The sequence below is a fragment of the Intrasporangium sp. DVR genome, assembly GCF_040365325.1.
Taxonomy (GTDB): Bacteria; Actinomycetota; Actinomycetes; order Actinomycetales; family Dermatophilaceae; genus Intrasporangium.
Genome location: NZ_BAABZW010000019.1, coordinates 258,556 through 283,396, shown reverse-complemented (window position 1 = coordinate 283,396; position 24,841 = coordinate 258,556). Strand labels below are relative to the sequence as shown.

The window sequence follows — 24,841 nt, the reverse complement described above, 5'->3', positions numbered from 1 at the left end:
GCCTCCCATGACCAACCGCGCTCCCGCTCGGGTGGCGTTCGTCGACAGTGGCATCGGCCTGCTCGGCTACGCGGACGCGCTGCATGCGCTTCGGCCGGACCTCGAGCTGGTCCTCGCGCTCGATCCTGACAACATGCCCTACGGCCCTCGCACGCCGGCGGAGGTGAGGGAGCTGATCCTGCAGTCCGCCCGGTCCGCGGCCGAGCTCGAGCCGGCCGCCATCGTCGTGGCGTGCAACACCGCGTCCGTCCACGGGCTCGACGCGCTCCGGGCCGAGTTCGAGCCTGGCGTGCCGGTGATCGGGACGGTTCCTGCCATCCGTCCGGCTGCCTCGACGGGAGGCCCGGTGTCGATCTGGTCCACGGCGGCGACGTCGTCGAGCGACTACCTGCGCGGGCTCGTCGATGCCTTCGCCTCGGACATCGAGACGCACTCGATCGCGGCACTGGGCCTGGCCGAGGCCGTCGAGGCGGCCGATCCGGAGGCGATCGACCAGGCGATCGGTGCGGCCCTGGCATGGACACCCGAGGACACCGAGGCCCTCGTCCTGGGGTGCACCCACTACGGCCTGGTGGCCGACCGGATCGCCGCGGCGTGGAGGGCGCGCGGGTCGGAGGTGCCGATCTTCGACTCGCCGATCGCCGTGGCGCGACAGACGCTCCGCCGCATCGGCCTCGCTCCCGATGAGCGCGCGACGCCGACCGAGGTCCGACCGACCGTGCTGTTGAGCGGCCGACGGGGCGAGCTGCCGGAGCGACTCCGGATGTACCCCCAGGGCGCCCGGCTGCTGTCCCGTGGCAGTTCGGGCCGGACGACTCGGCCTACACTCGCGTCATGAGCACGATGCCTCCCGATCCCTTCGAGAACGAGCCGCAGCCGCTGCGCAGCACGGGTACGACGACCATCGAGCGCGAAGAGGTCCGCGAGGAGCTCCAGGAGCCCGGGGACCACGAGCGGTTCTCGCACTACGTCCGCAAGGAGAAGATCCTCGAGAGCGCCCTGAGCGGAGAGCCGGTGGTCGCGCTCTGCGGCAAGATCTGGGTCCCCGGCCGCGACCCGCAGAAGTTCCCGGTGTGCCCGGTCTGCAAGGAGATCTACGACGGACTGCGCGACCCGCAGGACGGTGGCGACGGCGGCACCGGCGGCGGCAGCGACTGACCCGCGGCCTGTCCGACCCGTCCTGATACCACGGTCCCGAGGCCCCGCCCGCGAGGCGGGGCCTCGGCATGTCGTCCGGCGAAATCCCTTACGGTTGGGGGCCTATGAGTTCTGGGGCTGCGTTTCATCTGTCACCCGCTTTCCCGGAGCGGGCTGCGTGGGGCACCGCGAGCAAGCTGCGCGCGTGGCAGCAGGAGGCGCTCGACGTCTACCTGCGCGATGACCCTCAGGACTTCCTCGCCGTCGCCACCCCCGGTGCCGGCAAGACGACGTACGCGCTGCGGGTGGCCACCGAGCTGCTCTCCCGCGGCACCGTCCAGCGCGTCACCGTCGTTGCTCCGACTGAGCACCTCAAGACCCAGTGGGCTGACGCCGCAGCGCGGGTGGGGATCAGCCTCGACCCGAGGTTCAGCAACTCGGTCGGGAGGCACTCGGAGGACTACCACGGCGTCGCAGTGACCTACGCCCAGGTGGCGTCGCGTCCGGCGTTGCACCGGGAGCTGACCCTGGCGCGTCCCACGCTCGTCATCCTCGACGAGATCCACCACGGCGGCGACAGCAGGTCCTGGGGTGACGGCATCCGTGAGGCCTTCGAGCCCGCGGCGCGACGGCTCTCGCTGACGGGCACACCGTTCCGCTCGGACACCTCGCCGATCCCGTTCGTGCGATACGAGCTGGACGCCGAAGGGGTCCTGACGTCCTCGAGCGACTACGCCTACGGCTATGCCGAGGCACTGCGGGACGGCGTCGTCCGACCGGTCCTCTTCATGGCGTACGGCGGCAACATGCGCTGGCGCACGAAGGCCGGGGACGAGATCTCCGCACGTCTCGGCACGCCGATGACCAAGGACCAGATCGCGCAGGCCTGGCGCACCGCCCTCGACCCGAAGGGCGAGTGGATCGGGTCCGTCCTCGCGGCCGCCGACCGACGGCTCAGCGAGGTCAGGCGCGGGGTGCCCGATGCGGGTGGCCTCGTCATCGCGTCCAACCAGACCCAGGCGAGGGCGTACGCCGCTCACCTCCGAGCGCTCACCGGCGAGGCTCCCACCGTGGTGCTGTCGGACGACGCCGGGGCCTCGCAGCGCATCGAGTCGTTCGCGACCGACACGTCGCGATGGATGGTCGCGGTGCGCATGGTCTCCGAGGGTGTGGACGTGCCTCGGCTGTGCGTCGGGGTCTACGCGACCTCGACGTCGACGCCCCTCTTCTTCGCCCAGGCCGTGGGTCGGTTCGTCCGGGCTCGCCGGCGTGGCGAGACGGCATCGGTGTTCCTGCCCTCCGTGCCGGTCGTCCTCGACCACGCCGCGCGGCTCGAGGAGCAGCGCGACCATGCGCTCGACCGCAAGCCGGCCGGCGAGGACGACGTCGCCGCGATGTGGGCCGAGGAGCAGGCGCTCCTCGACGCCGCCAACCGCGAGGCGAAGACCCCCGGTCAGGACGAGGGCGTCTTCGAGGCGCTCGAGTCGGATGCCCACTTCGACCACGTGCTCTTCGACAAGCAGCAGTGGGGGATGCACGCCCAGGTGGGCTCCCAGGAGGAGGAGGACTACCTCGGCCTCCCGGGGTTGCTCGAGCCGGATCAGGTCTCGGCGCTGCTCCACGAACGCCAGCGCCGCCAGGTCAAGAAGGCCCCGAAGCCGGACGGTCCGGCCCCCGTGGCCCAGCACCGCGCGCTGGCCGCGCAGCGCAAGGAGCTCAACAAGCTCGTCGCGGCCTACGCCCGGCAGAAGGGCTACCCCCACGCGAACGTGCACCTCGACCTCAGACGGGCGTGCGGCGGCCCCGACCTCGCGGCGGCGTCCTCCAAGCAGGTCGCCGAGCGGATCGACAAGGTCCGCAACTGGCTCGTCGGTCGTCGCTGAGTCTCACCAAGAACACGGGTCCAGCCTCGTCAGGTTCTGCCATGACGCAGATCCCCTGACGACCGCCCTGAGGACTAGCGTCGAGCCCGTTCACTGCCGGCGAGATGCAAGGGATGCTCATGACGAACGACCTGTTCGAGTCCGAGACGACGCGACGCCAACTGCTCACCCTGGCCGCTGTCGGCGGCGCCGGACTGTTCACCGTGGCCGGGGCCTCCACCTCGGCCGCGCAAGGGCGCGGCGGCGGCAGCAACGGCAAGCCGTTCCGCCTGACGGTTCTCGGCACGACGGACCTGCACGGCAACGTCTTCAACTGGGACTACTTCAAGGACGCGAGCTACAGCGACTCCAAGGGCAACCACGTGGGCCTCGCCAAGGCCGCCACGCTCATCCAGGCGGTCCGGGTCGAGCGCGGCGCCGACACGTGCATCACCCTCGACGCCGGGGACACCATCCAGGGCACGCCCCTGGCCTACTACTTCGCGAAGATCGACCCCATCACCGGGGGCTCGAAGCACCCCATGGCCGAGGCGATGAACCTCGTCGGCTACGACGCCGCAGCGCTCGGCAACCACGAGTACAACTACGGCCTCGACACGTTGCACACCTTCGAGGGCCAGCTCAACTTCCCCCTCCTGTCGGCCAACTCGGTCGACTGGGACTCGGGGCAACCCGTCTTCCGCCCGTACGTCATCAAGACGATCCAGGTGCCGGGGTCCAAGCCGGTCCGGGTCGGCATCCTCGGCCTCGTCACTCCCGGCGTGGCGATCTGGGACAAGGCCAACGTCGAGGGCCGCGTGCGGTTCCCGGGTATCGTCGAGCAGGCCAAGATCTTCGTCCCCCGCCTCAAGGCGGCCGGAGCGGACATCGTCATCGTCTCGGCGCACTCCGGCGCGGACACGTCGTCGTCCTACGGTGACGCACTGCCTTTCCCGGAGAACGCCAGCACGCTCCTCGCCGAGCAGGTGCCCGACATCGACGCGATCCTCGTCGGCCACGCTCACCGGGAGATCCCGCAGCGCCTCGTCCCCAACGCCCAGACCGGGCGAGACGTTCTTCTCTCGGAGCCGCTCTACTGGGGGATGCGGGTCACCGTCATGGACCTCGACCTGGTGAAGGTCCGCGGACAGTGGCGGGTGGCCTCCTCGTCGGCCACGACGCTCAACTCCAACACCGCGCCCGAGGACGCCCAGATCGCCGCACTCCTCCGGTCCTCGCACGAGACGGTGCGCACCTACGTCAACAGCGTCATCGGCACGTGCACCGAGGCCATGTCCGCGTCCACGTCGCGCTACGAGGACACGGCGGCGATGGACTTCATCAACCTCGTCCAGGCCGAGACGGTCAAGGCCAGCCTGGCCGGCACCGCTGGGGACGGCCTGCCGGTCCTGTCCATCGCGGCGCCGTTCAACAAGAACGCGGCGATCCCCGCCGGCGACGTCACGGTCCGGGACGTCGCCGGGCTGTACATCTACGACAACACCCTCCTCGGGATCGTCCTCACCGGGGCCCAGGTCAAGGACTACCTCGAGCAGAGCGCGGTCTACTTCAAGCCCGTTCCGGGGCCGGGCACCTACCCTGCGGACGCCGTCACCAACGCCGTCACCACCAACGCGCCGAACGGCACCCCGGACTACAACTACGACATCATGGGCGGCCTCGACGCGGCCCTGACCTACGACATCGACCTGACGCAGCCGGTCGGGTCGAGGATCACCGGGCTCGCCTACGACGGGGCACCGGTCGACCCTGCTGCCGCGTTCGTCGTGGCGATCAACAACTACCGCCAGTCGGGGGGTGGGAGCTTCCCGCACGTCACGACGGCTCCGGTGGTCTACAACCGACAGGTCGAGATCCGCCAGCTGATCATCGACTGGGTCACGGCTCGCGGGGTCGTCGACCCCCCGTCGTTCGAGAGCATCGACTGGCGTCTCGTCGCCGGCACGACGCCGCTGACGATCACGCCGTAACCGTTCAGCCCCCAGCCTGCCGCTCGTGGAGCAGGTGCTCCACGAGCGGCACGACTCGGTGGTCGAGTCGGGTCGCGAGCGAGATCACCGTCGAGGCGCGCGTCACGTGGGTGTCGTCGACCACCTGGTCGATGACCCGTTGCAGGTCTGCGTTGTCCCGGCCGACGATGCGGATGAGCACGTCTCCCGAGCCGGTGATGGTGTGGGCCTCGAGGACCTCCGGGATGGCCGCCAGGTGGTCGACGACGGGGGAGTGGCCCCCTCGGCCCTGCCGGATCTCGAGCGTGCAGAAGGCAGTGACGGGATAGCCGAGAGCGGCCGGGTCCACGTCGGGCGCGAGGGAACGCAGCACGCCGCGCGACTGGAGCCGGTCGAGCCTGGCCTGCACGGTGCCCCGGGCGACCCCGAGCCGTCGTGACGCACCGAGGACACCGATCCCCGGCTGCTGGAGGAGCAGGAGCAGGATGCGGCAGTCGAGGGCGTCGACCGGGGCCTTGGATGGAGTCGGGGGAGGTGGGGACGGCTGGGAGGTCATGCACAAAGTGTCCGGTACTCAGCGGCATACGGCCAGCATTGTGTGCATCCTGCCCACTTTCAGCTGATTCTGTTGACCACGGATGAGCGGTTTGCGACTCTCCGGCGCATGACCACAGACACGCACCTCGACCTCACCGACCAGGAGCGCGAGGCGAACCTCGACCTCGAGCAGCTCAAGCAGCTCGTCGGGCTCGTCGAGTACGACGAGGCCAAGGACGTCTTCCCCGTCACCGGATGGGATGCCATCGTCTTCGTCGTCGGCAACGCCACCCAGGCGGCCCACTACTACCAGAGCGCGTGGGGCATGGAGCTCGTCGCCTACTCCGGCCCGGAGAACGGCAACCGGGATCACAAGGCGTTCGTCCTCAAGTCCGGCTCGATCCGCTTCGTCGTCAAGGGAGCCGTGAGCCCCGACAGCCCCCTGGTGGAGCACCAGGCGAAGCACGGCGACGGCGTCGTCGACATCGCCCTCGAGGTCCCGGACGTCGACCGGTGCATCGCCCAGGCCGAACGGGCGGGTGCGACCGTCCTCGAGGAGCCGCACGACCTCACCGACGAGCACGGCACCGTGCGCGTCGCCGCCATCGCGACCTACGGGGAGACCCGCCACAGCCTGGTCCAGCGGACCATCGACGGTCAGACGTATGGGGGCCCGTACCTCCCCGGCTACCAGCCCGCGACGTCGACCTACGTCAAGCGCGCGGGGTCGCCCAAGCGGCTCTTCCAGGCTCTCGACCACATCGTCGGCAACGTCGAGCTCGGCAGGATGGACGAGTGGGTCGGCTTCTACAACAAGGTCATGGGCTTCGTGAACATGGCCGAGTTCATCGGTGACGACATCGCCACCGACTACTCGGCCCTCATGTCGAAGGTCGTCGCCAACGGCAACCACCGGGTCAAGTTCCCGCTCAACGAGCCGGCGATCGCCAAGCGCAAGAGCCAGATCGACGAGTACCTCGAGTTCTACCGGGGGCCCGGGGCGCAGCACCTGGCGCTCGCGACCAACGACATCCTCACGACCGTCGACGCCTTGCGGGCAGAGGGCGTCGAGTTCCTCGACACGCCGGACACCTACTACGACGACCCCGAGCTGCGCGCCCGGATCGGCGAGGTGCGCGTGCCGATCGAGGAGCTGAAGAAGCGCAGGATCCTCGTCGACCGTGATGAGGACGGCTACCTGCTCCAGATCTTCACCAAGCCGCTCGGCGACCGGCCCACGGTCTTCTTCGAGGTCATCGAGCGCCACGGCTCGCTCGGCTTCGGCAAGGGCAACTTCAAGGCCCTCTTCGAGTCGATCGAGCGTGAGCAGGAGCGCCGCGGCAACCTCTAGCCACTGCTCAGCCAGCAGCCGGATGCCGCTGGGCCCGCGAACGCTCGGACGCGGGCCCAGCTGCGTTGTGGCGTTCGCCCACCGGGCGCACCGGTGTCCCGGCATCATGAACTCGTGAGAGTGTCGGCGCTCGTGCTCCAGAGCCAGACGTGGCCGTCTGCTGCCGACACGTGGCGGGCCATCGAGTCGAGCGGAGTGGAGACCGCGTACGTCGCCGACCACCTGACGCATCCACGGTTGACCGGGGCCTGGCTCGCTGACCCGTGGACGACGTTGGCCGCAGCCGCCGGGGTGACCACGCGGCTGCGCCTCGGGACCCTCGTCGCGTCGGCCGTGTTCCGCACGCCGGCGACACTGGCCCGGATGGCCGCAACGGTCCAGGACATCAGCGGCGGGCGGTTCGTCCTCGGACTGGGTGCCGGCGTCGCGCTGGACGGCATCGCTGACCGCGGGCAACCCACCGAGCAGGCCGAACGACACGCCCGCTTCGTCGACGTCGTCAAGGGGCTGCGCGCCGTCTGGGCCGGGGAGAGGAGCCACGAGGGGCAGGTGCTCAGCTTCGGGGAGCTCGACCTCCTGCCCCAGGCACCCGGTCGTGATGCCCCTCCGCTCGTCCTCGCGGGGCATGGCCCGCAGGGCCTGGCCCTGGTCGCGGATGAAGGAGATGGTTGGAGCACGTACGGAGGGCCGGCTGTCGTCGGACTCGGTCGATCGGAGTTCTGGGCGCTGCTGCACCGACAGGCCCAGGCCCTGACCACGGCCTGCGAGAGGGCCGGAAGGGACCCGGCGACGCTGGAGAGATCGGTCCTCGTCGGCTACGCGGCCTACCGGCCCGTGGAGTCGGTCGCGAGCTTCCTCGATGAGGCGGCGAGCGCCGAGGCCGCCGGATTCGACGAGATCTGCCTCTACTGGCCCACAGAGGTTGCGGGAGCCGCACTCGCCACCGAGCTCGCGGTCGTCCTCGAGGCGGTCGCCCAGGTCGCGGCGCGACCCTGACCGGCCGGAGCCTCGATGCCGGGGCAGCGCCACGTGTGCAGCGGGGGGTGCGTTTCGTGGCAGAGTTGGGCGTATGACGCAGCAGCCCTCAGGGTGGTACGACGACCCCAGCGATCCCGACATGCTCCGGTACTGGGATGGGGTGACGTGGACCAGCCACACCTCGCCGAGGAAGTCGCCGACCGCGTCGCAGTCCACCATCGGGCAGGCGCAGGCCCCCACGGCGCCCCTGCCGCAAGGCGGCTGGCAGGCGCAAGGCCCGCAGCACTCGGGCGGGAGTGAGCCGCCGGTGCAGTACCCAGGCCAGTACCCAGGCCAGTACCCCGGGGGCGGTCAGCAGCAGTACCCCTACGGCGGGCAGTATGCAGGGGCTCCCCAGGCGCAGGCGTGGATGCGAGGCCCGGTCACGCTCGATGGCGTGCCGCTGGCATCGTGGGGCAAACGGTTCGGTGCGTGGCTCGTCGACGGCCTCATCCTCGCGGCCCTGACCTACTTCGCGCTGCAGCTCGCCGCGCCCGGCTACTTCGACGACGTGCAGCGGTTCCTTGATGTGGTGAGCACGGGCGACGAGGTCGCAATACAGAGCCGGGTGGGTGAGCTGACCGCCGAGTCGCTGCGAGCATCCTTGGTCACGTGGCTGACGATCACGGCCTACTGCGTCGCGTTCTGGACGACCACGAGCCAGACTCCCGGAAAGATGGCCTTGCGCATCAGCGTCAGGAGAGCGGATCGGCCCGGCGCCCTCGACCTGTCGACTGCACTTCGCCGTCGTCTCCTCAGCCTGATCCAGGTGATCCCCTTCATCAGTGGCATCTACACCATCGTCTGGCTGCTCGACGGTCTGTGGCCGCTGTGGGACGGGCAGCGTCAGGCCCTGCACGACAAGGTCGCCGGCACGCAGGTCGTCGAGGGCAAGCAGCCGCGACGCCCCCGGTGATCGCCGGCAGGGGCGCCCCGATCGGCGGATAACCCTTTGCGGGGACGCCCTGACGTCAGTGCACAATGGCTCGGTGCGCGGGCATCCGCTGCCGCGGCGCTGACGTCGTCGGCCGGCCCGGCACACCCTCCACTCCAGACCTTCCACGACACCTTCCACGACACAGGGGGACTCGTGTCACCTGCACCCGACTCGACGGCGACTGCCCGCTCCGCACCCGACTACCCCGACAAGATCGACGCCGCCGTCCTCAAGGTGGCCGGCGTCGTCGTGCTCGGTTCCATCATGTCGATCCTCGACATCACCGTCGTCAACGTCGCGCTGCCGACGTTCGTCGAGGTGTTCTCCACCAACCCCGCCGACCCACTGCCCTACTCCACGGTGGCGTGGACGATCACCGCCTACACGCTGGCCCTGGCGACGGTGATCCCGCTCACCGGTTGGGCTGCTGACCGGTTCGGGACCAAGCGTCTCTACATGCTCGCGCTCGCGCTGTTCACCCTCGGGTCGGCCCTTTGCGCGACGGCTGACTCGATCGGCATGCTCGTCCTCTTCCGCATCCTGCAGGGCCTCGGCGGTGGGCTGCTCATGCCCCTTGGCATGACCATCCTGACGCGGGCCGCTGGCCCCCAGCGGATGGGACGGCTCATGGCCATCCTCGGCGTCCCCATGCTCCTGGGGCCGATCTTCGGTCCCATCATCGGCGGATGGCTCATCGACCACTACTCGTGGGAGTGGATCTTCCTCATCAACCTGCCGATCGGGATCGTGGCGATCAGCTATGCGTGGTTCGCTCTTCCCAGGGACCGTCCTGAGCCGTCGGAGTCGTTCGACGTCATCGGCATGCTCCTGATGTCACCGGGTCTGGCGGCGTTCCTCTACGGCGTCAGCTCGATCCCCGAGGAAGGCACGTTCTTCTCCGCGAAGGTCGGGGTGCCCGCGACGATCGGCGTGCTCATGCTGCTCTCCTTCGTGCTCTACAGCTTCAGGCCGGTGCACCCGCTGCTCGACCTGCGGCTGTTCGCCAACCGCAACCTCACCGTCGCCACGATCACGATGTTCCTCTTCGCTGCGTCGTTCTTCGGGGCGCTCTTCCTCGTGCCGACGTACTTCCAGCTGGTCCGCGGTGAGCTGCCCGTCGACTCGGGTTGGCTCGTGGCGCCCCAAGGCCTCGGGGCCATGGTCACGATGCCGATCGCGGGAGCCTTGGCGGATCGCTTCCCGGTGGGGCGGATCGCCCCCTTCGGTCTGCTGCTCATCGTTGGGGGAATGTTCGCCCTGACCCAGGTGACGGCGGACACCTCGTACTGGGGCTACCTCATCCCGGTCCTCTTCGTCATGGGCCTCGGGATGGGCGCGACGATGATGCCGATCATGACGTCCGCGCTGAAGACCTTGACGTCTCACCAGGTCGCCCGCGGCTCGACCCTGCTCAACATCACGCAACAGGTCGCCAGCTCCATCGGCATCGCGGTGATCTCGGTCGTCTACACCAACCTGCTGGCTGAGCAGCCGCTGGCGGGTCCGGCCATCGCCTCGTGGCAGAACCCGTCCATCGCCGACCAGATCGGGGGCCCGGCCGGCGTGGCGCAGGGGCTCAGCCAGGCTGCGGAGGCCTTCGCCGACACCTTCCTCGTGGCGGCCGTCCTCGTGAGCCTCACCCTCATCCCGGCGCTGTTCCTGCCGCGCCGGCGAGAGGTGTCCCACCTGCTCGATGACGCGCCCGGGAACAGCAGCGACGAGCCGGACCCGACCGTGGCACCCGTCGTGATCCACTGACGCCCGTCTCCGAGCCGGCCGGCCCGGCTGCTGTCGACTCGGCTCGGTCCGGGCGGTCAGCGTGCGGGGCGGATCGTCCCGGTCACCTCGCCGAGTGCGATGCGGCACCCCTCGGGACCGGGCGCCCACGCGGTCATGGTGACGCTGTCGCCGTCCTCGAGGAAGCCGCGGGTCGAGCCGTCCTCGAGGGTGAGCGGCTCGGTGCCGTTCCAGGTCAGCTCGAGGAGGCTGCCGCGGGAGTCCTTCGCCGGTCCGCTGATCGTGCCGGAACCGAACAGGTCGCCGTCGCGGAGCGAGGCGCCGTTCACCGTGAGGTGAGCAAGCATCTGGGCCGGAGCCCAGTACATTCCGGCGTACTCAGGGCGCGACACCACGGTGCCGTTGAGCGCGACCTCGAGATGGATGTCGAAGCCGGCAGCGTCGCCGGCGAGGTAGGGCAGGACCGGCGGATCGCTCTGACCCGGCAGCGGCACCCGTGCCTCGCGGAGCGCCTCCAGAGGAGTGACCCACGCCGAGATCGAGGTCGCGAAGGACTTGCCGAGGAACGGGCCGAGGGGCACGTACTCCCACGCCTGGATGTCCCGAGCGCTCCAGTCGTTGAGGAGGACGACGCCGAAGAGGTGGTCCTCCGCCTCGTCGAGCGGCACTCGGGAGCCGAGCTCGGTGGCGCCGCCGACCACGTAACCGAGCTCGGCCTCGATGTCGAGCCTGATGCTCGGGCCGAAGCTCGGGGTGGGGTCGGTCGGGGCCTTGCGCTGGCCGCTGGGCCGGACGACGTCCGTGCCGGACACCACCACGGTCCCGGAGCGGCCGTGGTAGCCGATGGGCAGGTGCTTCCAGTTGGGGGGCAGGGCCGCATTGTCGGGTCGGAAGATCTGGCCGACGTTGGACGCGTGGTCCTCGCTGGCGTAGAAGTCGACGTAGTCGGCCACCGCCAGGGGCAGGTGGAGGGTGACGTCACCGAGAGGGTGCAGGTGCGGCTCCACCGTTGCGCGGTGCCGCTCGTCGGTGAGCAGCTCGGTCAGCCAGGCGCGGGCAGCCGTCCACGCCGGCCGCCCCAGCGAGAGGAACGCGTTGAGGCTCGGGGTCTGCCACGCGGTCGCGAGGTGCGAGACGCCACCGGCCCCCCGGTCGCCGTCGCCGGCGGCGACCGGGCCCGCGTCGAGCACCAGGTCACCGATCCGGACCCCGACCCGCCGCCTCCCGGTGTCGAGCGAGAATACGCCGTAGGGCAGGTTGTGGACCCCGAAGGGGTGGTCGGCGGGCAGGTCGAGCCACGTGCTCACGCAGTGGTCCTTTCGGGAAGGAGGCCGAGGGCCTCGAGCTCGGTCAGGGGATCGAGGACGCCGCAGCAGCCGAAGCCGGTGAACGAGGCACGCAGTCGGTCGACATCCTGGTCGTCGAGGGCGGTGACGCGGCGGACGAGGTGCTCCACGTCGGTCGCGGCCAGGAGCTCCGCGAGGTCGGGGGCCTCCGCGCCGTCGAGGGCGTCGTGGGTTGCGACGAGGACGTTGAGCAGCCCGTGCATCGCCTCGTCGGCGTACTCGCCGCGCACGACGTGGTGCAGCCCGCCCGTGAGCTTGAACGAGAGACCGCGCAGGACCGTCGCGTCGAGGAACCCGGCCAGGGTGGCCTCGTCGGGCCACGCCCACGTCGGGGTCTGGCCGGTGCGGAACTTGGCCCGGACATCCGCACCGTCGTCGACGGCGCGGGCGATGTCGTCCAGCGCCGCCTGCTGCTCGGCGCCGACGCCCACCTCGACGACCACGGGCACCCGGAGGTCCATCGTGCGACGCCAGTCGTCGCCCCAGCCCACGTCCACGCTGGCAACGGCAACGGCGGGCTCGTCGCGGAGCAGGTCGACCCCCTCGACCAGCGGATCGAGGGATCCTCCCGGTCGGACGATGAGGCCCACCCGCAGCGGACGCTCGCTCGCACGAGGGTCGGGAGCGACGAGGGCGGCAACCTCAGCCGCCGCGGACGCCGGCAGGAGGAGCGGACCGAGCTGAGCGGCATACGGCCCGTCTCTTCGATCGAGGTGCTCACGGACCGCCACGTCGGCCGGGGCCAGCCCGGGAGGAAAGACCGCGGCGTCGTCCACGAGGTGGTCGAAGATCCGCGCCTGGTGAGGGAATCCGCTCGACCTTGACATGTCGGGGAGCGTACTCCAATGTGTCAATGGAGAGACGCTCGCGTCCGCAAAACGGACGCGAGGACGTCGGGGGCACAGCGTCGGAAGCACAGTGAGGGAGAGATGGCGTTCTACCGAGCAGCCGGGAACATCCCGCCGAAGCGACACACGCAGCACCGTCGCGATGACGGTGAGCTGTACTACGAGGAGCTCATGGGGGAGGAAGGGTTCTCGTCCGACTCGTCCCTGCTCTACCACCGCAACATCCCCTCGACGGTCTCGGCCTCACGCGTGTGGGACGTGCCGGACCAGTCGACGACGCCGAACCATCCGCTCACCCCGCGGCACCTCAAGCTGCACGACCTCTTCGACGAGGCCGCGGTGGCCGCCACCGACGTCGTGACCGGCCGTCGACTCGTCCTGGGCAACGGCGACGTCCGGATCTCGTACGCCGTCGCGGCCCGACCCAGCCCGTGGTACCGCAACGCCATCGGCGACGAGTGTGTCTACGTCGAGCGTGGGGCCGGCCGCGTCGAGACCGTGTTCGGGGCCTTCGACGTCAGCGAGGGCGACTACGTCATCATCCCGCGGGCCACCACCCACCGGTGGTTGCCGGTCGACGACCCCGCGAACCCGCTTCGGGCGTACTGCATCGAGGCGAACAGCCACATCACGCCGCCGAAGCGCTACCTCAGCCGGTTCGGCCAGCTCCTCGAGCACGCGCCCTACTGCGAGCGCGACCTCAGGGGGCCGGAGGGGCCGCTGCTCGCAGAGGATGTCGGCGCGGCCGCCGACGAGGAGACCGAGGTGTACATCAAACACCGGGGGCACGGTCCCGGCGGCATCGTCGGCACCGTCCACACGCTGCCCTTCCACCCCCTCGACGTCGTGGGGTGGGACGGGTGCCTCTACCCGTACGTCTTCGACATCCGCGACTTCGAGCCGATCACGGGCCGGGTCCACCAGCCGCCGCCGGTGCACCAGGTCTTCGAGGGATACAACTTCGTCGTCTGCAACTTCGTCCCGCGCAAGGTCGACTACCACCCGCTGGCGATTCCGGTGCCCTACTACCACTCGAACGTCGACAGCGACGAGATCATGTTCTACGTCGACGGCGACTACGAGGCGCGCAAGGGGTCCGGCATCGGTCGCGGCTCCATCTCGGTCCACCCGGGGGGCCACGCGCACGGTCCGCAACCGGGGGCGACCGAGGGCTCGATCGGCGTGGACTACTTCGACGAGCTGGCGGTCATGGTCGACACCTTCCGGCCGCTGGAGCTCGGTGAGGCCGGTGTCGCCGCCGATGACGGGGTCTACGCCCTCTCGTGGTCGCGTGCGACCGGGCGCCCGCGAGGCGGTGCGCCGGGCCCCGGCGCGGCCCACTCCGAGGGCTGATGGACGATTCGGGCCGCACTGCTGACCCAGCCGACGCGGGTTCCGGGTCGGCTGCGTCGCCGGGAGGGCGTGCCTCCCGGGGACCGGAGAGCTCGAAGACCCTGGACCGGGGGATCCAGCTGCTCGAGCTGCTCGCTCGGCCTGACCTCGGCGGTGGGCTGACCATCACGGAGCTCGCGGCTGAGCTCGGCGTCGGCCGTCCTGTCGTCTATCGCCTCGTCACCGCCCTCGAGGCCCACCATCTCGTCGCCCGCCGAGCCAACGGGCGGGTCCGTCTCGGCCTCGGTGTCAGCCGGCTGGCTGCGGCGATCCGACCGCTCGTCCGGTCCGAGGCCCGACCGATCCTCCAGGAGCTCGCCGATGCGGTCGGGGCCACGGCGCACCTCACGGTGGCGGAGGGCGACGAGGCGCTGGCCCTCGTCGTCGTCGAGCCGACGTGGACCGACTTCCACGTGGCCTACCGCTCGGGTGCCCGGCACCCACTCCACCTCGGGGCGGCGGGCCGGGCCATCCTCGCCGGTCGCTCCGGGTCGTCCGACCTCGTCGTCTCCGGCGGCGAGATCCAGCCCGGCGCGCACGGCCTGGCGCTGCCCGTCCTCCCGCCGGTCAGCGAGGGCCGCGAGCCGGAGCGCGTGGTCGAGGCCTCCGTCGGGGTTGTCGCCCTCGGCCCGATCGACCCGGCCACGGCCAAGCCGCGCCTCGAGCGCGCGGCCCGGGCACTGGCGGCCGTGCTGCGCTGACCCGGACTCTGCCGGGACTGCTTCTCCCCGGACGTCGCTCCCCACTGGGGTCCACTGAGCTGCTGTGGGTCGAACGCAGCCGTTGATCAGTCGGCGAGGACCGGCGTTCCGAGCAGGCGGACGCCGGCCTCGTCGAGCTGCGTCAGAGCTGCCTCCGTGGTGCTCCGCGCCACGCCCGCGGTGAGGCCGAGCAGGACGGTCGTCGCGAAACCCTCCCGTCGGGCGTCCAGTGCCGTGGCCCGCACGCAATGGTCGGTGGCGATCCCCACGACGTCGACGTCGGACACACCGCGCTCGGTGAGCCAGTCCGCGAGCGGCGCCTGTGCGACGTCGTCGCTGCGGCCCTCGAAGCCGCTGTAGGCGGCCGCGTGCTCGCCCTTGCGGAAGACCGCCTGAACGGCGTGAAGCGCCGGAGCGAGGTCGGGATGGAAGTCGGAGCCAGGGCTCGCGGCCACGCAGTGGACGGGCCACGAGTCGACGTAGTCGGGCGCGGCAGAGAAGTGGCTGCCGGGGTCGACGTGCCAGTCGGCCGTGGCGACGACGACGTCGTAGTCGTCACGGTGGTCGGCAACGTGCGTCGAGATCTCTCGGGCCACCTCGGCTCCCCCGGGGACCGCGAGCGATCCTCCCTCACAGAAGTCGTTCTGGACGTCGACGATGATGAGTGCCTTGCGTCGGCCACGGCCTCCGCCGGGAGTCGTCTGCGGGGACATCGCTCAGCCCTCCTCGTAGATCGTGGGGATGACGGGCTCACCGCGGGACAGCTGGGTGGCGGCGCGGGGCAGCTCGGCCCGGGAGGCGGCGTGCCGCGCCCGCGCCTCGTGGATGTCCTGGTGGTTCACGACGTCGCCGTCGAGGACGAGCTCGACCATGAGCGGCCGGTCGTTGCCGTCGTCCCGGGGGCGCTCCCGCACCCCGATCACCTCGGCCTCGGCCACGCCCCGCGCGTTGAGCCGTCGAAGCGCCCACTTGCGACCGCCCACGGAGGCCTTGTCCTTGCTCTTCTTCGCGACGTTCTCCATCTCACCGGCGCCGTTCTCGCGCTGGACGAGCTTGTAGACCATGGACGCCGTCGGTGCTCCCGATCCCGTGACGAGGGCCGTGCCCACGCCGTAGCCGCTCACCGGACCGGCCGCGAGCGCCGCGATGGCGTGCTCGTCCAGGTCGGAGGTGACGATGATCCGCGTCCCGGTGTTGCCCGCCGCGTCGAGCTGGGCGCGGACCTCCTGCGCCTGGATGAGCAGGTCGCCCGAGTCGAGCCGCACCGCACCGAGCTGCGGGCCGGCGATCTCCATGGCGAGCTCGACCGCTGCCCTGACGTCGTACGTGTCGACGAGCAGCGTCGTGCCCTTGCCGAGCGACTCGACCTGAGCGGTGAAGGCCTCCCGCTCCGAGTCGTAGAGCAGCGTGAACGCGTGCGCGGCCGTCCCGGCCGTGGGCACCCCGTAGCGACGCCCGGCCTCGAGGTTGCTGGTGGCCTGGAAACCCGCGATGTAGGCGGCTCGGGCGGCCGCCACGGCCGACTCCTCCTGGGTGCGTCGCGACCCCATCTCGATGCAGGGTCGATCGCCGGCGGCGCACGTCATCCGTGAGGCGGCCGAGGCGATCGCCGTGTCGTGGTTGAGGATCGAGAGGATCAGGGTCTCGAGGAGGACGGCCTCGGCGAACGTGGACTCGACGACGAGGACGGGGGAGTAGGGGAAGTAGCACTCGCCCTCCGCGTAGCCGCTGATGCTCCCGCTGAACCGGTAGCTCCCCAGCCAGTCGATCGTCTCCCGGTCGACGACCCGGGCGTCGGCGAGGAAGCGCAGCTCGTCGTCGCCGAAGCGGAAGTGCTCCAACGCCTCGAGGAACCGCCCGGTGCCTCCGACGACGCCGTAGCGGCGCCCGTCGGGCAGGCGACGCGAGAAGGCTTCGAAGACGCACCTGCGGTGGGCCTCGCCCGAGGCCAGCGCAGCCTGCACCATGGTCAGCTCGTAGTGGTCGGTCAGCAGTGCGGTGCTCACGGTGGCCAGCCTACGGTCCCGCTCCGTGCGTGGCCGGAGGACGGGCGGCCATAGGGTGGTTGGGTGATGTCGACGAGCATGTCCCTCGCACCGGTGGCGCCGGTCCGCAGCCCCGAGACGGAGGAGGCGACGGAGACCGACGAGGTCGTGGCCCCGGACCTTCCCTGGGTCACCATCGTCTGGAACGACCCGGTCAACCTCATGAGCTACGTGACGTGGGTGTTCGAGTCCTACTTCGGCTACCCGCGGCCCAAGGCTGAGAAGCTGATGATGGACGTCCACACCAAGGGTCGCGCGGTCGTGTCGAGCGGACCACGCGAGTCGATGGAACGCGACGCCGAGTCCCTGCAGGGCTACGGCCTCTGGGCGACGTTCGAGAAGGACGAGTGATGGCCCGCGCCTTCCTGCCCGAGGGTGGACGCCATGTTGCGCTCCTCGACGAGACCGAGCGCTTCATGGTCCACGGCCTCATGGAGCAGACCCGCACCGTGCTGTCGCCGGAGGTGGAGTCGACCGGCGACGCCTTCGCCGACCTCGTCGCCTCGATGGGGGTGTCGGTGGCCCACGAGGACCAGACCGGTGGCGCGGCCGGCGACGGGGAGGAGCCGGAGCCGGGTCCGGGCCAGGAGCGCGATCCCGCCCTGGACCGGCTGCTCCCTGATGCCCATCGCGGCGATGACGCGGTCGCGGCGGAGTTCCGTCGCCTGACCGAGGAGGGACTGCGCCAGCGCAAGAGCGCGAACCTCGACGTGGCGATGGAGCGGCTCGCCCAGGCCTCGGGTGACCGGGTCGAGCTCGACGCGGCGCAGGCGCCCGCCTTCCTGATGGCGCTGACCGACGTCCGGCTGCTCCTCGGCGAGCGGATGGGGATGCGCACGGAGGAGGACGCGGAGCGGCTCCATGCGGCCATGGAGGTCATGGACGACGACGACCCGCTCGGCTACGCGATGGCGTGGTACGACTTCCTCACCTGGCTGCAGGAGACACTCACCCAGTCCCTCATGGGCGAGGACTGACCCGGGCACGTCAGCGGGCCGGGGGCAGGACGGGTCATGTGACACACCCGACGCGCGAGTCGCGAGTGGTCGGCGGGCGTGAGACCTAGGCTCGTTGCGTGGACCTCACCATCGTCGGCTGCTCCGGATCGTTCGCGGGGCCTGACTCGCCTGCGTCGAGCTACCTCGTGCGCAGCGAGCACGAGGGCCGCACGTGGAGCATCGTGCTCGACCTGGGCAATGGTGCCCTCGGCCACCTGCAGCGGCACCTCGACCCGCTCACGGTCGATGCCGTGCTGGTCAGCCACCTGCACGTCGACCACTGCATCGACTTGTGCGGTCTGTACGTCATGCTCAAGTACGTCCCGGGCGGCTCGGGCCGCCAAGGGCTGCCGGCCTATGGCCCAGTGGGCACGGGCGACCACCTGGCCCGGGCCTACGGCAACGAGGAGATCGAGGACGTCCCCGGCGTCTTCGACTTCCGCACGATCCGCGACCGCGAGCCGATCGTCGTCGGTCCGTTCACGATCACGCCCGTCCGGGTGGAGCACCCGATCGAGGCCTACGGGTTCCGCGTGGAGGCGGACGGGCGGGTCCTCGCCTACACGGGCGACACCGACCTGTGCGACTCCCTGACACCGCTCCTCACCGGGGCCGACCTCGCTCTCGCGGATGCCGCGTTCGTCGACGGGCGTGACGAGATCCGCGGGATCCACCTGTCCGGCAGTCGCGCCGCGGAGGCCGCGGTCCGAGCCGGGGGAGTCCAGCGGCTGATGCTGACCCACCTGCCCTCGTGGAACGACCCGGAGCAGTGCCGGGCTCAGGCGGCCGCAGTGTGGCCGGGTCAGGTGGAGCTCGCCAAGCCGGGTGCCACCTACGCCATCTGACGACGTCTCCGTATGCCGCTGGGCTCGGTCTTACGGTTCGGTGACCTCAGGGCGCGTGGCGGGGCGGGTGGACGGCCCGCGACCTACCGTTGACGCATGGCTAGCCTCAGGGGCATGACTGCGACACGACATGACGGCCGGGCCCCCCACGAGACGCGGGAGGTCCGGATCACCCGGGGCTGGCTCGACCACGCCGAGGGCAGTGTCCTCGTGGAGTTCGGCCGGACCCGGGTCCTGTGCGCCGCCTCCTTCACCGAGGGAGTGCCTCGCTGGCTCAAGGGGAAGGGGACGGGCTGGGTCACGGCGGAGTACGCGATGCTGCCCCGCGCCACGAACACCCGCTCGGACCGCGAGAGCGTCAAGGGACGGATCGGCGGGCGGACCCACGAGATCTCGCGACTCATCGGTCGCAGCCTGCGGGCGGTGATCGACACGAAAGCGCTGGGGGAGAACACCATCGTCCTCGACTGTGACGTCCTCCAGGCCGACGGTGGCACCCGCACCGCCGCGATCACCGGTGCCTGGGTGGCGTTGGCCGACGCCATCGAGTACGCGAGGAGCCAGGGGCTCATCGCCAAGGGCGCCCAGCCGTTGGTCGGCTCCGTGGCCGCCGTGTCCGTGGGGATCGTCGGAGGACAGGCGGTGATCGATCTCGACTACCCCGAGGACTCGACTGCCGAGACCGACATGAACGTCGTCATGACGGGTGATGGTCGGTACATCGAGGTCCAGGGAACCGCTGAGGGCCACCCGTTCGACCGGGCGCTGCTGGATGAGCTGCTCGAGCTGGCGGCGCAGGGCTGTGCCGACCTCACCGCCGTCCAGCAGGCAGCCCTCGCCTCGGGAGCAGAGGGGGCGGCCTCGTGACGAAGCTCGTTCTGGCCACGCGCAACCACCACAAGGTGGAGGAGATGCGCGAGATCCTCTCCGATGTCTGCACCCAGCTCGACCTCGAGATCGTCGGCCTCGACGAGTTCCCCGACGCCCCTGACGTCGTGGAGGACGGGGTCACCTTCGCGGCCAACGCCGTGCTCAAGGCCCAGTCCGCCGCCGATGCGACCGGCCTGCCGGCGCTGGCGGACGACTCGGGTCTGACCGTGGACGTGCTGGGCGGGGCCCCGGGCATCTTCAGCGCCCGCTGGTCAGGAGCCACAGGCCCGGGCGTGGATCGCGCGAACCTCGAGCTGCTGCTTTCCCAGCTGAGCGATGTGCGCGACGAGCACCGGGGGGCGGCCTTCGTCTGTGCGGCCGCGCTGGTGCTGCCGGACGGCCGGACCGCGGTCGAGGTGGGCCGCTTCCCGGGCAAGGTCGGTCGGGAGCCACGGGGCACGAGCGGCTTCGGTTACGACCCCATCTTCGTCCCGGACGGGCAGCACGACGCGACGCAGCAGCGGACGCTGGCGGAGTACTCACCCGAGGAGAAGAACGTCGTGTCGCACCGCTACCTCGCGTTCCGCGCGCTCGTTCCGCGGCTGAGGGAGCTGCTCCGGCCATGAGCTCGACGAGCCCGACGGCAGACGGACCGGCCGGCGTCCCGGCGCGAGGCGCGAGCGCTCTCGCGGCCGCGCACGGGCTGGTCGCCGGCCTGCTGTCCGTCGGGCTGGCCACCCTCGTCGCGGGCGTGCAGCAGCAGGTCGGGGCGGCCACCGGGGTGCCGGCTCCGGTCGCAGCCGTCAGTGGCGCCTTCGTCGACCGGACCCCTCCGTGGCTCAAGGACGTCGCCATCGCCGCCTTCGGCACCAACGACAAACGCGCCCTCCTCGTCGGCGTCGTCGTGGTCCTCGGCATCCTGTGTGCATCGATCGGCCTCCTCGCGCGGACCCGGATGCGCCCGGCCCTCGTCGCCTTCTCGCTGCTCGGGGCCGTGGGTGTCGCGGCGGTCCTCTCCCGACCCGACGCCTCGGTCGCCGACGTGGTGCCGACCGTCCTCGGCACGGTGGCCGGCCTCTGGTTCCTGAGCCGCTCCTCGTTCGGCGGCGCAGCCCGGGGGGCCGCGAACCCGGCACGGCGCCTGCTGCTCGGCGCCGCGGTAGGCGGCTCAGCGGCATACGTGGGAACGTGGCTGGGGGGCGACTCCGTGGAGGCGACCGCCTCCCGTGAGGCGCTCGCCCGGGAGCCGGCCAGGGCGACGACGCTCGAGGTTCCCGCCGGATCGGACCTGCGGGTTCCCGGGGCGGCCCCCTTCATCGTCCCCAACGACGACTTCTACCGGATCGACACCGCGATCGTCGTCCCACGACTCACCGCGGAGGACTGGCGGCTGAAAGTCACCGGCCTGGTCGAGCGTGAGGTGGAGCTCGACTGGAACGCCTTGCAGGGCAAGCCGATGCGAGAAGCCCTGGTGACCTTGGCCTGTGTGTCCAACGAGGTCGGTGGCGACCTCATCGGCAACGCCGTGTGGACCGGGTGGCCGGTGCGCGAGCTGCTCGCCCTGGCCGGCCCGCGGCCGGGAGCCGACATGGTCCTGCAGACGAGCGCCGACGGGTGGACGTGTGGAACCCCTCTCGGGGCGCTGACCGACGACCGCAACGCGCTCCTCGCCGTCCGGATGAACGGAGAGCCCCTTCCCTTCGAGCACGGCTTCCCGGTGCGGCTCGTCGTGCCCGGACTCTACGGCTACGTCTCCGCCTGCAAGTGGGTGACCGAGCTCAGGGTGACCACCTTCGCCGAGGACGTCGGCTACTGGACCCCGCGCGGCTGGTCCGCTGAGGGACCCGTCAAGACGTCATCGCGGATCGATGTCCCTCGGTCCGGTGCGACGGTGGCCGCTGGCCGGGTCGCCGTGGCGGGGGTGGCGTGGGCACAGCATCACGGCATCTCCTCGGTCGACGTCCAGGTCGACGACGGGCCTTGGGGCGCAGCAACGCTCGCCACCGACGCGAGCATCGACGCCTGGCGCCAGTGGGTCTTTCAGTGGGACGCACAGCCGGGTAGCCACACGCTGCGTGTCCGTGCCCGCGACCTCGAGGGAAACGAGCAGTCGGCCGTCGAACGCCCTCCCGCTCCCGACGGCGCGGAAGGGCTCCACACCATCACGGTGCGCGTCGACTGACCGGCGCGCTCGTGCGGCTTGGCCACCCTGGGCCGGGTCTACGACTCCGCGCGCGAGATGACGGCATCCGCCTCGATCTCGACGAGCAGGTCCGGCTCGATCAACGCAGCCACCTCGACCATCGACGTCGCCGGCCGGACATCGCGGAAGACCTCTCCGTGCGCCCGCCCGACCTCCTCCCAGCGCGTGATGTCGGTGACGAACATCCTCGTGCGCACGACGTCCGCCGGGGAAGCGCCGAGCTCGGCCAGGGCGGCGACGACGATCTCCAGGGCGACCGTGGCCTGCCGGTAGGCGTCGCCCACCCCGACGACCTCTCCGTCGCGAACTGCAGTCGTCCCAGCGACGTGAACCGTGTCCCCGACCCGCACTGCACGCGAGTACCCGACCACACTCTCCCACGCACTGCCCGTGCTCACCTGGTGACGCATGCCCCCAGCGTAGGGAACTAGGCTGGGCTCCGGCACTGCCCCGGAAGGCCACGGAAGGCCCCGGAAGAGCCCCAGGCGGACGTGGTGGAACTGGTAGACACGCAGGATTTAGGTTCCTGTGCCTCGGCGTGCGGGTTCGAGTCCCGCCGTCCGCACTCTGGAGAACGATCCGACGAAGGAGACCCCGTGAGCGACCGACTCGAGCCCGGCGACCAGGCACCGGACTTCACGCTTCCCGATGACACCGGAGAGTCCGTCAGCCTGAGCGACTTCCGCGGCCGCAAGGTGATCGTCTACTTCTACCCGGCGGCCATGACGCCGGGGTGCACCAAGCAGGCGTGCGACTTCAGTGAGTCGCTCGAGTCGCTCCGCCAGGGTGGGTACGAGGTCATCGGCATCAGCAAGGACAAGCCCACCAAGCTGGCCAGGTTCCGCGAGCGTGATGCGTTGACCATCCCCCTCCTCTCGGACGAGTCGCTCGACGTGCACCGGGCCTACGGTGCCTTCGGCGAGAAGAAGCTCTACGGCAAGACGGTCGAGGGGGTCATCCGCTCGACGTTCGTCATCGACGAGGACGGCGTCGTGTCGCACGCCCTCTACAACGTCAAGGCGACCGGTCACGTCGCCAAGCTGCGCCGCGACCTCGGCCTGGTCGCCTGAGCCCAGTGGGGTAGAGGCCCGACTAGAGTCGTCACCAGCCTGCCGAAAGGAAGCGTCATGACCGACACCGCACGAATCGAGAAGGACATCGAGGCGGCCCGCGCGCGTCTCGAGGGGACCGTCAACGAGCTGGCGTACCGGGCGCAGCCCCAGGTCATCGCCCAGCGCCAGGCGCAGAGCCTCAAGCTGAAGCTGAACGAGGCCACCCACACGCCCGAGGGCGACCTGCGTGTCGAGCGGATCGGCGCGGTCGTCGCCGCGGCCGTCGCCCTGGTCGTCGTCGCCGGGCTGATCCGCCGACGTCGGCACCGCTGAGCCCCCGGTCCGGGAGGCCAGCACCCCCCATGGGCAAGAGCACGTCGACGAGCGGATCGGCAGCCGCCCGGCTGCCGATCCGCATGCTTCACGACCGGCTCCTCGTCAGCCTCGAGCACGAGGGTGAGCGACGCAGCGGGGTGGCATCCTGATCCCGGCCACCGCCACCGTCGGCAAGCGCCTCGTGTGGGCGGAGGTCGTCGCCACCGGGCCCAACGTCCGCCAGGTCACGCTCGGGGACCGGGTCCACCTCGACCCCGAGGAGCGGGCCGAGGTGGAGCTCCAAGGACATGACTATGCCCTCCTGCGCGAACGCGACATCCACGCCGTCGCTGCCTCCCGCGTGGAGGACGGTCAGACCGGCCTCTACCTGTAGTCGGCGCACCGACGACCCCACCCGGCGTATGCCGCTGGGCCGGGTCACCAGGGCGGGCAGGCTCCCGGGGTGGCGGCGTTCGTCAGGCCGAACGGGTGGCCCCAGGCATCCTCAGCTCGCGGACACCCCTGCGACCGGGGCTGTCCGTGTCTCGTCCCTGACCTTCCCGTACTCCCGCCAGATGAGCCACAGGATGAACACGTCGAAGATCGTGAGCAGGACCATGCCGACGGACACCGTGACGAAGACGATGGAGTACGTCTGGTAGACCATCAGCAGCCCCAGGGTCACCAGGGAGAACGGATAGGCCCACAGCTGGTTCTTGAGGATCCCGATCACGGCGACCAGCTTGATGACGGCATGGATCCACAGGTACGCGATCGCGAAGACGTGGCCGCCGGCGGTGAAGTGGGACGTGGCCTGGAGCAGCAGGTTGGCGACCCGGTCGTTCGGGTCCTCGAGCAGCTCGCGCTGGGTGACGAGCGCGATGAAGTCGTGCAGCTGCGCCGGGCTCACGAAGAGCAGCAACAGCCCGCCGGTGAGCTCGAGCAGCCCGGTGACCCCCTTGATGATGATGCCGCCCTCGAAGACCCTGTCGAGCAGGGTGGTCGGGTGGTACCAGCTCATACCTGCGCCTCGCCCGGCGCACCGATGTCGGTGACCAACGGGCGCAGGCGCGTTCCGGCCAGCAGGGCGACGAGATGCGTCAGTGCCCTGCGGACCACCAGGTGCCCGAGGAGCACCACCGCTGCGCCGACCGCCAGGCCGGCGACGACGTCGTACGGGTAGTGGGCGGCGATGTAGACCCGGGAGAAGGCCATGACGAGGGCGAGCACGAGCGACACGCAGCCCAGGAGCGGGTCGACGAGGAACAGCCCGGCCGTCACGGCCCCCGCCACGGTGCTGTGGTCGCTGGGGAAGCCGAAGTCGGTCGTCGGCTGGGCGAGCACGAGAATCTGGTGCAGCCCCTGGTACGGACGGGTCTCGTGGAAGAACCGGACGAGCGGCTGGTTCACGGCTACCGCCACCAGGGTGCCCAGGCCGGCCCAGACGAGCGCGGCCATCCGTCCGAACCCACCCCGGCGCGCGACGAACCAGCCGGCGACGAGGAGCGCGCCGAAGAGGAGGATTCCGTAGCGCGCGAAGAGGGCCATCGGAGTGTGGAGCCAGCCGGTGCGTTGGGCGAAGCCGTTGACCTCGAGGAAGAGGCTGGTGTCGGTGGGGCCAGGAGTCACAGGGTGCACCCTATGGACGAGACCTTGGAGGAGCCTGTGCGGCATGGCG

Annotated in this window: 28 protein-coding genes and 1 tRNA gene; 21 read left to right on the top strand and 8 right to left on the bottom strand. The window is 70.6% G+C overall.

Annotation, left to right across the window (positions count from 1 at the left end; all coding sequences use genetic code 11):
* Positions 1-7 precede the first annotated feature (7 nt).
* From ABWV20_RS15320 to ABWV20_RS15305, 4 genes are all read left to right on the top strand, one after another.
* Positions 8-838: a glutamate racemase gene (locus tag ABWV20_RS15320; protein WP_353356548.1), complete on the top strand. Its 831-nt coding sequence runs from the start codon at positions 8-10 to the stop codon at positions 836-838.
* Complete coding sequence (locus ABWV20_RS15315; RefSeq protein ID WP_353356546.1) at positions 835-1,158, top strand: DUF3039 domain-containing protein; 324 nt, start codon at positions 835-837, stop codon at positions 1,156-1,158. Before ABWV20_RS15320 ends, ABWV20_RS15315 begins: the two co-directional genes overlap by 4 nt.
* Before the next feature lie 104 nt (positions 1,159-1,262).
* The gene (locus ABWV20_RS15310) at positions 1,263-3,020 is read left to right on the top strand and encodes a DEAD/DEAH box helicase (RefSeq protein ID WP_353356544.1); all 1,758 of its coding nucleotides are present in this window, start codon (positions 1,263-1,265) and stop codon (positions 3,018-3,020) included.
* 113 nt (positions 3,021-3,133) lie between these two features.
* Positions 3,134-4,990, top strand: a complete 1,857-nt coding sequence (locus ABWV20_RS15305; RefSeq protein ID WP_502901798.1) for a bifunctional metallophosphatase/5'-nucleotidase — start codon at positions 3,134-3,136, stop codon at positions 4,988-4,990.
* Positions 4,991-4,994: 4 nt separating this feature from the next.
* Here the strand turns inward: ABWV20_RS15305 and ABWV20_RS15300 are convergent, their stop codons facing one another.
* Entirely contained in the window at positions 4,995-5,525 is a 531-nt protein-coding gene (locus ABWV20_RS15300; RefSeq protein WP_353356540.1) for an Lrp/AsnC family transcriptional regulator, read from the bottom strand.
* A gap of 108 nt (positions 5,526-5,633) precedes the next feature.
* On the opposite strand from ABWV20_RS15300, the gene hppD reads away from it, so the two are divergent.
* From hppD to ABWV20_RS15280, 4 genes are all read left to right on the top strand, one after another.
* Positions 5,634-6,857 (top strand): 4-hydroxyphenylpyruvate dioxygenase, encoded by a 1,224-nt coding sequence (gene hppD / locus ABWV20_RS15295; RefSeq protein WP_353356538.1) that lies wholly within the window; start codon positions 5,634-5,636, stop codon positions 6,855-6,857.
* 114 nt (positions 6,858-6,971) lie between these two features.
* The gene (locus ABWV20_RS15290; RefSeq protein ID WP_353356536.1) at positions 6,972-7,853 is read left to right on the top strand and encodes an LLM class flavin-dependent oxidoreductase; all 882 of its coding nucleotides are present in this window, start codon (positions 6,972-6,974) and stop codon (positions 7,851-7,853) included.
* Positions 7,854-7,926: 73 nt separating this feature from the next.
* Positions 7,927-8,790, top strand: a complete 864-nt coding sequence (locus ABWV20_RS15285; RefSeq protein ID WP_353356534.1) for an RDD family protein — start codon at positions 7,927-7,929, stop codon at positions 8,788-8,790.
* A 174-nt stretch (positions 8,791-8,964) separates the two neighbouring features.
* Positions 8,965-10,569 carry a DHA2 family efflux MFS transporter permease subunit gene (locus ABWV20_RS15280; RefSeq protein WP_353356532.1) on the top strand — a complete coding sequence of 535 codons (1,605 nt, stop codon included), beginning with the start codon at positions 8,965-8,967 and terminating at the stop codon, positions 10,567-10,569.
* A 56-nt stretch (positions 10,570-10,625) separates the two neighbouring features.
* Here ABWV20_RS15280 and fahA read toward each other — a convergent pair whose 3' ends face one another.
* Both fahA and ABWV20_RS15270 read right to left on the bottom strand, forming a co-directional pair.
* The gene (gene fahA, locus ABWV20_RS15275; RefSeq protein ID WP_353356530.1) at positions 10,626-11,855 is read right to left on the bottom strand and encodes a fumarylacetoacetase; all 1,230 of its coding nucleotides are present in this window, start codon (positions 11,853-11,855) and stop codon (positions 10,626-10,628) included.
* Positions 11,852-12,721 (bottom strand): hypothetical protein, encoded by an 870-nt coding sequence (locus tag ABWV20_RS15270; RefSeq protein WP_353356528.1) that lies wholly within the window; start codon positions 12,719-12,721, stop codon positions 11,852-11,854. The genes fahA and ABWV20_RS15270 overlap by 4 nt, the downstream gene beginning before the upstream one ends.
* Positions 12,722-12,823: 102 nt before the next feature.
* Between ABWV20_RS15270 and ABWV20_RS15265 the strand changes: the two genes are divergently transcribed.
* Both ABWV20_RS15265 and ABWV20_RS15260 read left to right on the top strand, forming a co-directional pair.
* Positions 12,824-14,095 carry a homogentisate 1,2-dioxygenase gene (locus ABWV20_RS15265; protein WP_353356526.1) on the top strand — a complete coding sequence of 424 codons (1,272 nt, stop codon included), beginning with the start codon at positions 12,824-12,826 and terminating at the stop codon, positions 14,093-14,095.
* Positions 14,095-14,835, top strand: coding sequence for an IclR family transcriptional regulator (locus ABWV20_RS15260; protein ID WP_353356524.1), 741 nt, complete (start codon positions 14,095-14,097; stop codon positions 14,833-14,835). The genes ABWV20_RS15265 and ABWV20_RS15260 overlap by 1 nt, the downstream gene beginning before the upstream one ends.
* Before the next feature lie 86 nt (positions 14,836-14,921).
* On the opposite strand, the gene ABWV20_RS15255 is transcribed toward ABWV20_RS15260, so the two are convergent.
* Together ABWV20_RS15255 and ABWV20_RS15250 are read right to left on the bottom strand one after the other, a co-directional pair.
* Complete coding sequence (locus ABWV20_RS15255) at positions 14,922-15,548, bottom strand: isochorismatase family protein (RefSeq protein WP_353356522.1); 627 nt, start codon at positions 15,546-15,548, stop codon at positions 14,922-14,924.
* 3 nt (positions 15,549-15,551) lie between these two features.
* Positions 15,552-16,802, bottom strand: a complete 1,251-nt coding sequence (locus ABWV20_RS15250) for a nicotinate phosphoribosyltransferase (RefSeq protein ID WP_502901800.1) — start codon at positions 16,800-16,802, stop codon at positions 15,552-15,554.
* Positions 16,803-16,907: 105 nt separating this feature from the next.
* On the opposite strand from ABWV20_RS15250, the gene clpS reads away from it, so the two are divergent.
* From clpS to ABWV20_RS15220, 6 genes are all read left to right on the top strand, one after another.
* Positions 16,908-17,231: an ATP-dependent Clp protease adapter ClpS gene (gene clpS, locus ABWV20_RS15245; protein WP_353356520.1), complete on the top strand. Its 324-nt coding sequence runs from the start codon at positions 16,908-16,910 to the stop codon at positions 17,229-17,231.
* Entirely contained in the window at positions 17,231-17,857 is a 627-nt protein-coding gene (locus ABWV20_RS15240; RefSeq protein WP_353356518.1) for a DUF2017 domain-containing protein, read from the top strand. Before clpS ends, ABWV20_RS15240 begins: the two co-directional genes overlap by 1 nt.
* A gap of 98 nt (positions 17,858-17,955) precedes the next feature.
* On the top strand, positions 17,956-18,723 hold the full coding sequence (locus tag ABWV20_RS15235; RefSeq protein WP_353356516.1) for an MBL fold metallo-hydrolase: 768 nt from the start codon (positions 17,956-17,958) through the stop codon (positions 18,721-18,723).
* 114 nt (positions 18,724-18,837) lie between these two features.
* Entirely contained in the window at positions 18,838-19,590 is a 753-nt protein-coding gene (rph, locus tag ABWV20_RS15230; RefSeq protein WP_353356514.1) for a ribonuclease PH, read from the top strand.
* The gene (gene rdgB, locus ABWV20_RS15225) at positions 19,587-20,219 is read left to right on the top strand and encodes an RdgB/HAM1 family non-canonical purine NTP pyrophosphatase (protein WP_353356512.1); all 633 of its coding nucleotides are present in this window, start codon (positions 19,587-19,589) and stop codon (positions 20,217-20,219) included. The genes rph and rdgB overlap by 4 nt, the downstream gene beginning before the upstream one ends.
* Positions 20,216-21,775, top strand: coding sequence for a molybdopterin-dependent oxidoreductase (locus ABWV20_RS15220; protein WP_353356510.1), 1,560 nt, complete (start codon positions 20,216-20,218; stop codon positions 21,773-21,775). The genes rdgB and ABWV20_RS15220 overlap by 4 nt, the downstream gene beginning before the upstream one ends.
* A gap of 38 nt (positions 21,776-21,813) precedes the next feature.
* Here ABWV20_RS15220 and ABWV20_RS15215 read toward each other — a convergent pair whose 3' ends face one another.
* On the bottom strand, positions 21,814-22,206 hold the full coding sequence (locus ABWV20_RS15215; protein ID WP_353356508.1) for a RidA family protein: 393 nt from the start codon (positions 22,204-22,206) through the stop codon (positions 21,814-21,816).
* 75 nt (positions 22,207-22,281) lie between these two features.
* Between ABWV20_RS15215 and ABWV20_RS15210 the strand changes: the two genes are divergently transcribed.
* The 5 genes from ABWV20_RS15210 to ABWV20_RS19360 all read left to right on the top strand — a co-directional run bounded on the left by ABWV20_RS15210 (position 22,282) and on the right by ABWV20_RS19360 (position 23,557).
* Positions 22,282-22,361 (top strand) — tRNA-Leu (locus tag ABWV20_RS15210).
* A 31-nt stretch (positions 22,362-22,392) separates the two neighbouring features.
* Positions 22,393-22,866: a thioredoxin-dependent thiol peroxidase gene (gene bcp, locus ABWV20_RS15205; protein ID WP_353356506.1), complete on the top strand. Its 474-nt coding sequence runs from the start codon at positions 22,393-22,395 to the stop codon at positions 22,864-22,866.
* A 57-nt stretch (positions 22,867-22,923) separates the two neighbouring features.
* Positions 22,924-23,181 (top strand): DUF3618 domain-containing protein, encoded by a 258-nt coding sequence (locus ABWV20_RS15200; RefSeq protein ID WP_353356504.1) that lies wholly within the window; start codon positions 22,924-22,926, stop codon positions 23,179-23,181.
* 29 nt (positions 23,182-23,210) lie between these two features.
* Positions 23,211-23,333, top strand: coding sequence for a hypothetical protein (locus tag ABWV20_RS19365; RefSeq protein ID WP_502901797.1), 123 nt, complete (start codon positions 23,211-23,213; stop codon positions 23,331-23,333).
* Positions 23,334-23,365: 32 nt separating this feature from the next.
* Complete coding sequence (locus ABWV20_RS19360) at positions 23,366-23,557, top strand: hypothetical protein (RefSeq protein ID WP_502901796.1); 192 nt, start codon at positions 23,366-23,368, stop codon at positions 23,555-23,557.
* Between the two features lie 111 nt (positions 23,558-23,668).
* Here ABWV20_RS19360 and ABWV20_RS15190 read toward each other — a convergent pair whose 3' ends face one another.
* Both ABWV20_RS15190 and ABWV20_RS15185 read right to left on the bottom strand, forming a co-directional pair.
* Positions 23,669-24,184 (bottom strand): DUF2127 domain-containing protein, encoded by a 516-nt coding sequence (locus ABWV20_RS15190; protein WP_353356502.1) that lies wholly within the window; start codon positions 24,182-24,184, stop codon positions 23,669-23,671.
* Positions 24,181-24,792: a phosphatase PAP2 family protein gene (locus ABWV20_RS15185; RefSeq protein WP_353356500.1), complete on the bottom strand. Its 612-nt coding sequence runs from the start codon at positions 24,790-24,792 to the stop codon at positions 24,181-24,183. The genes ABWV20_RS15190 and ABWV20_RS15185 overlap by 4 nt, the downstream gene beginning before the upstream one ends.
* Between the last annotated feature and the right edge of the window lie 49 nt (positions 24,793-24,841).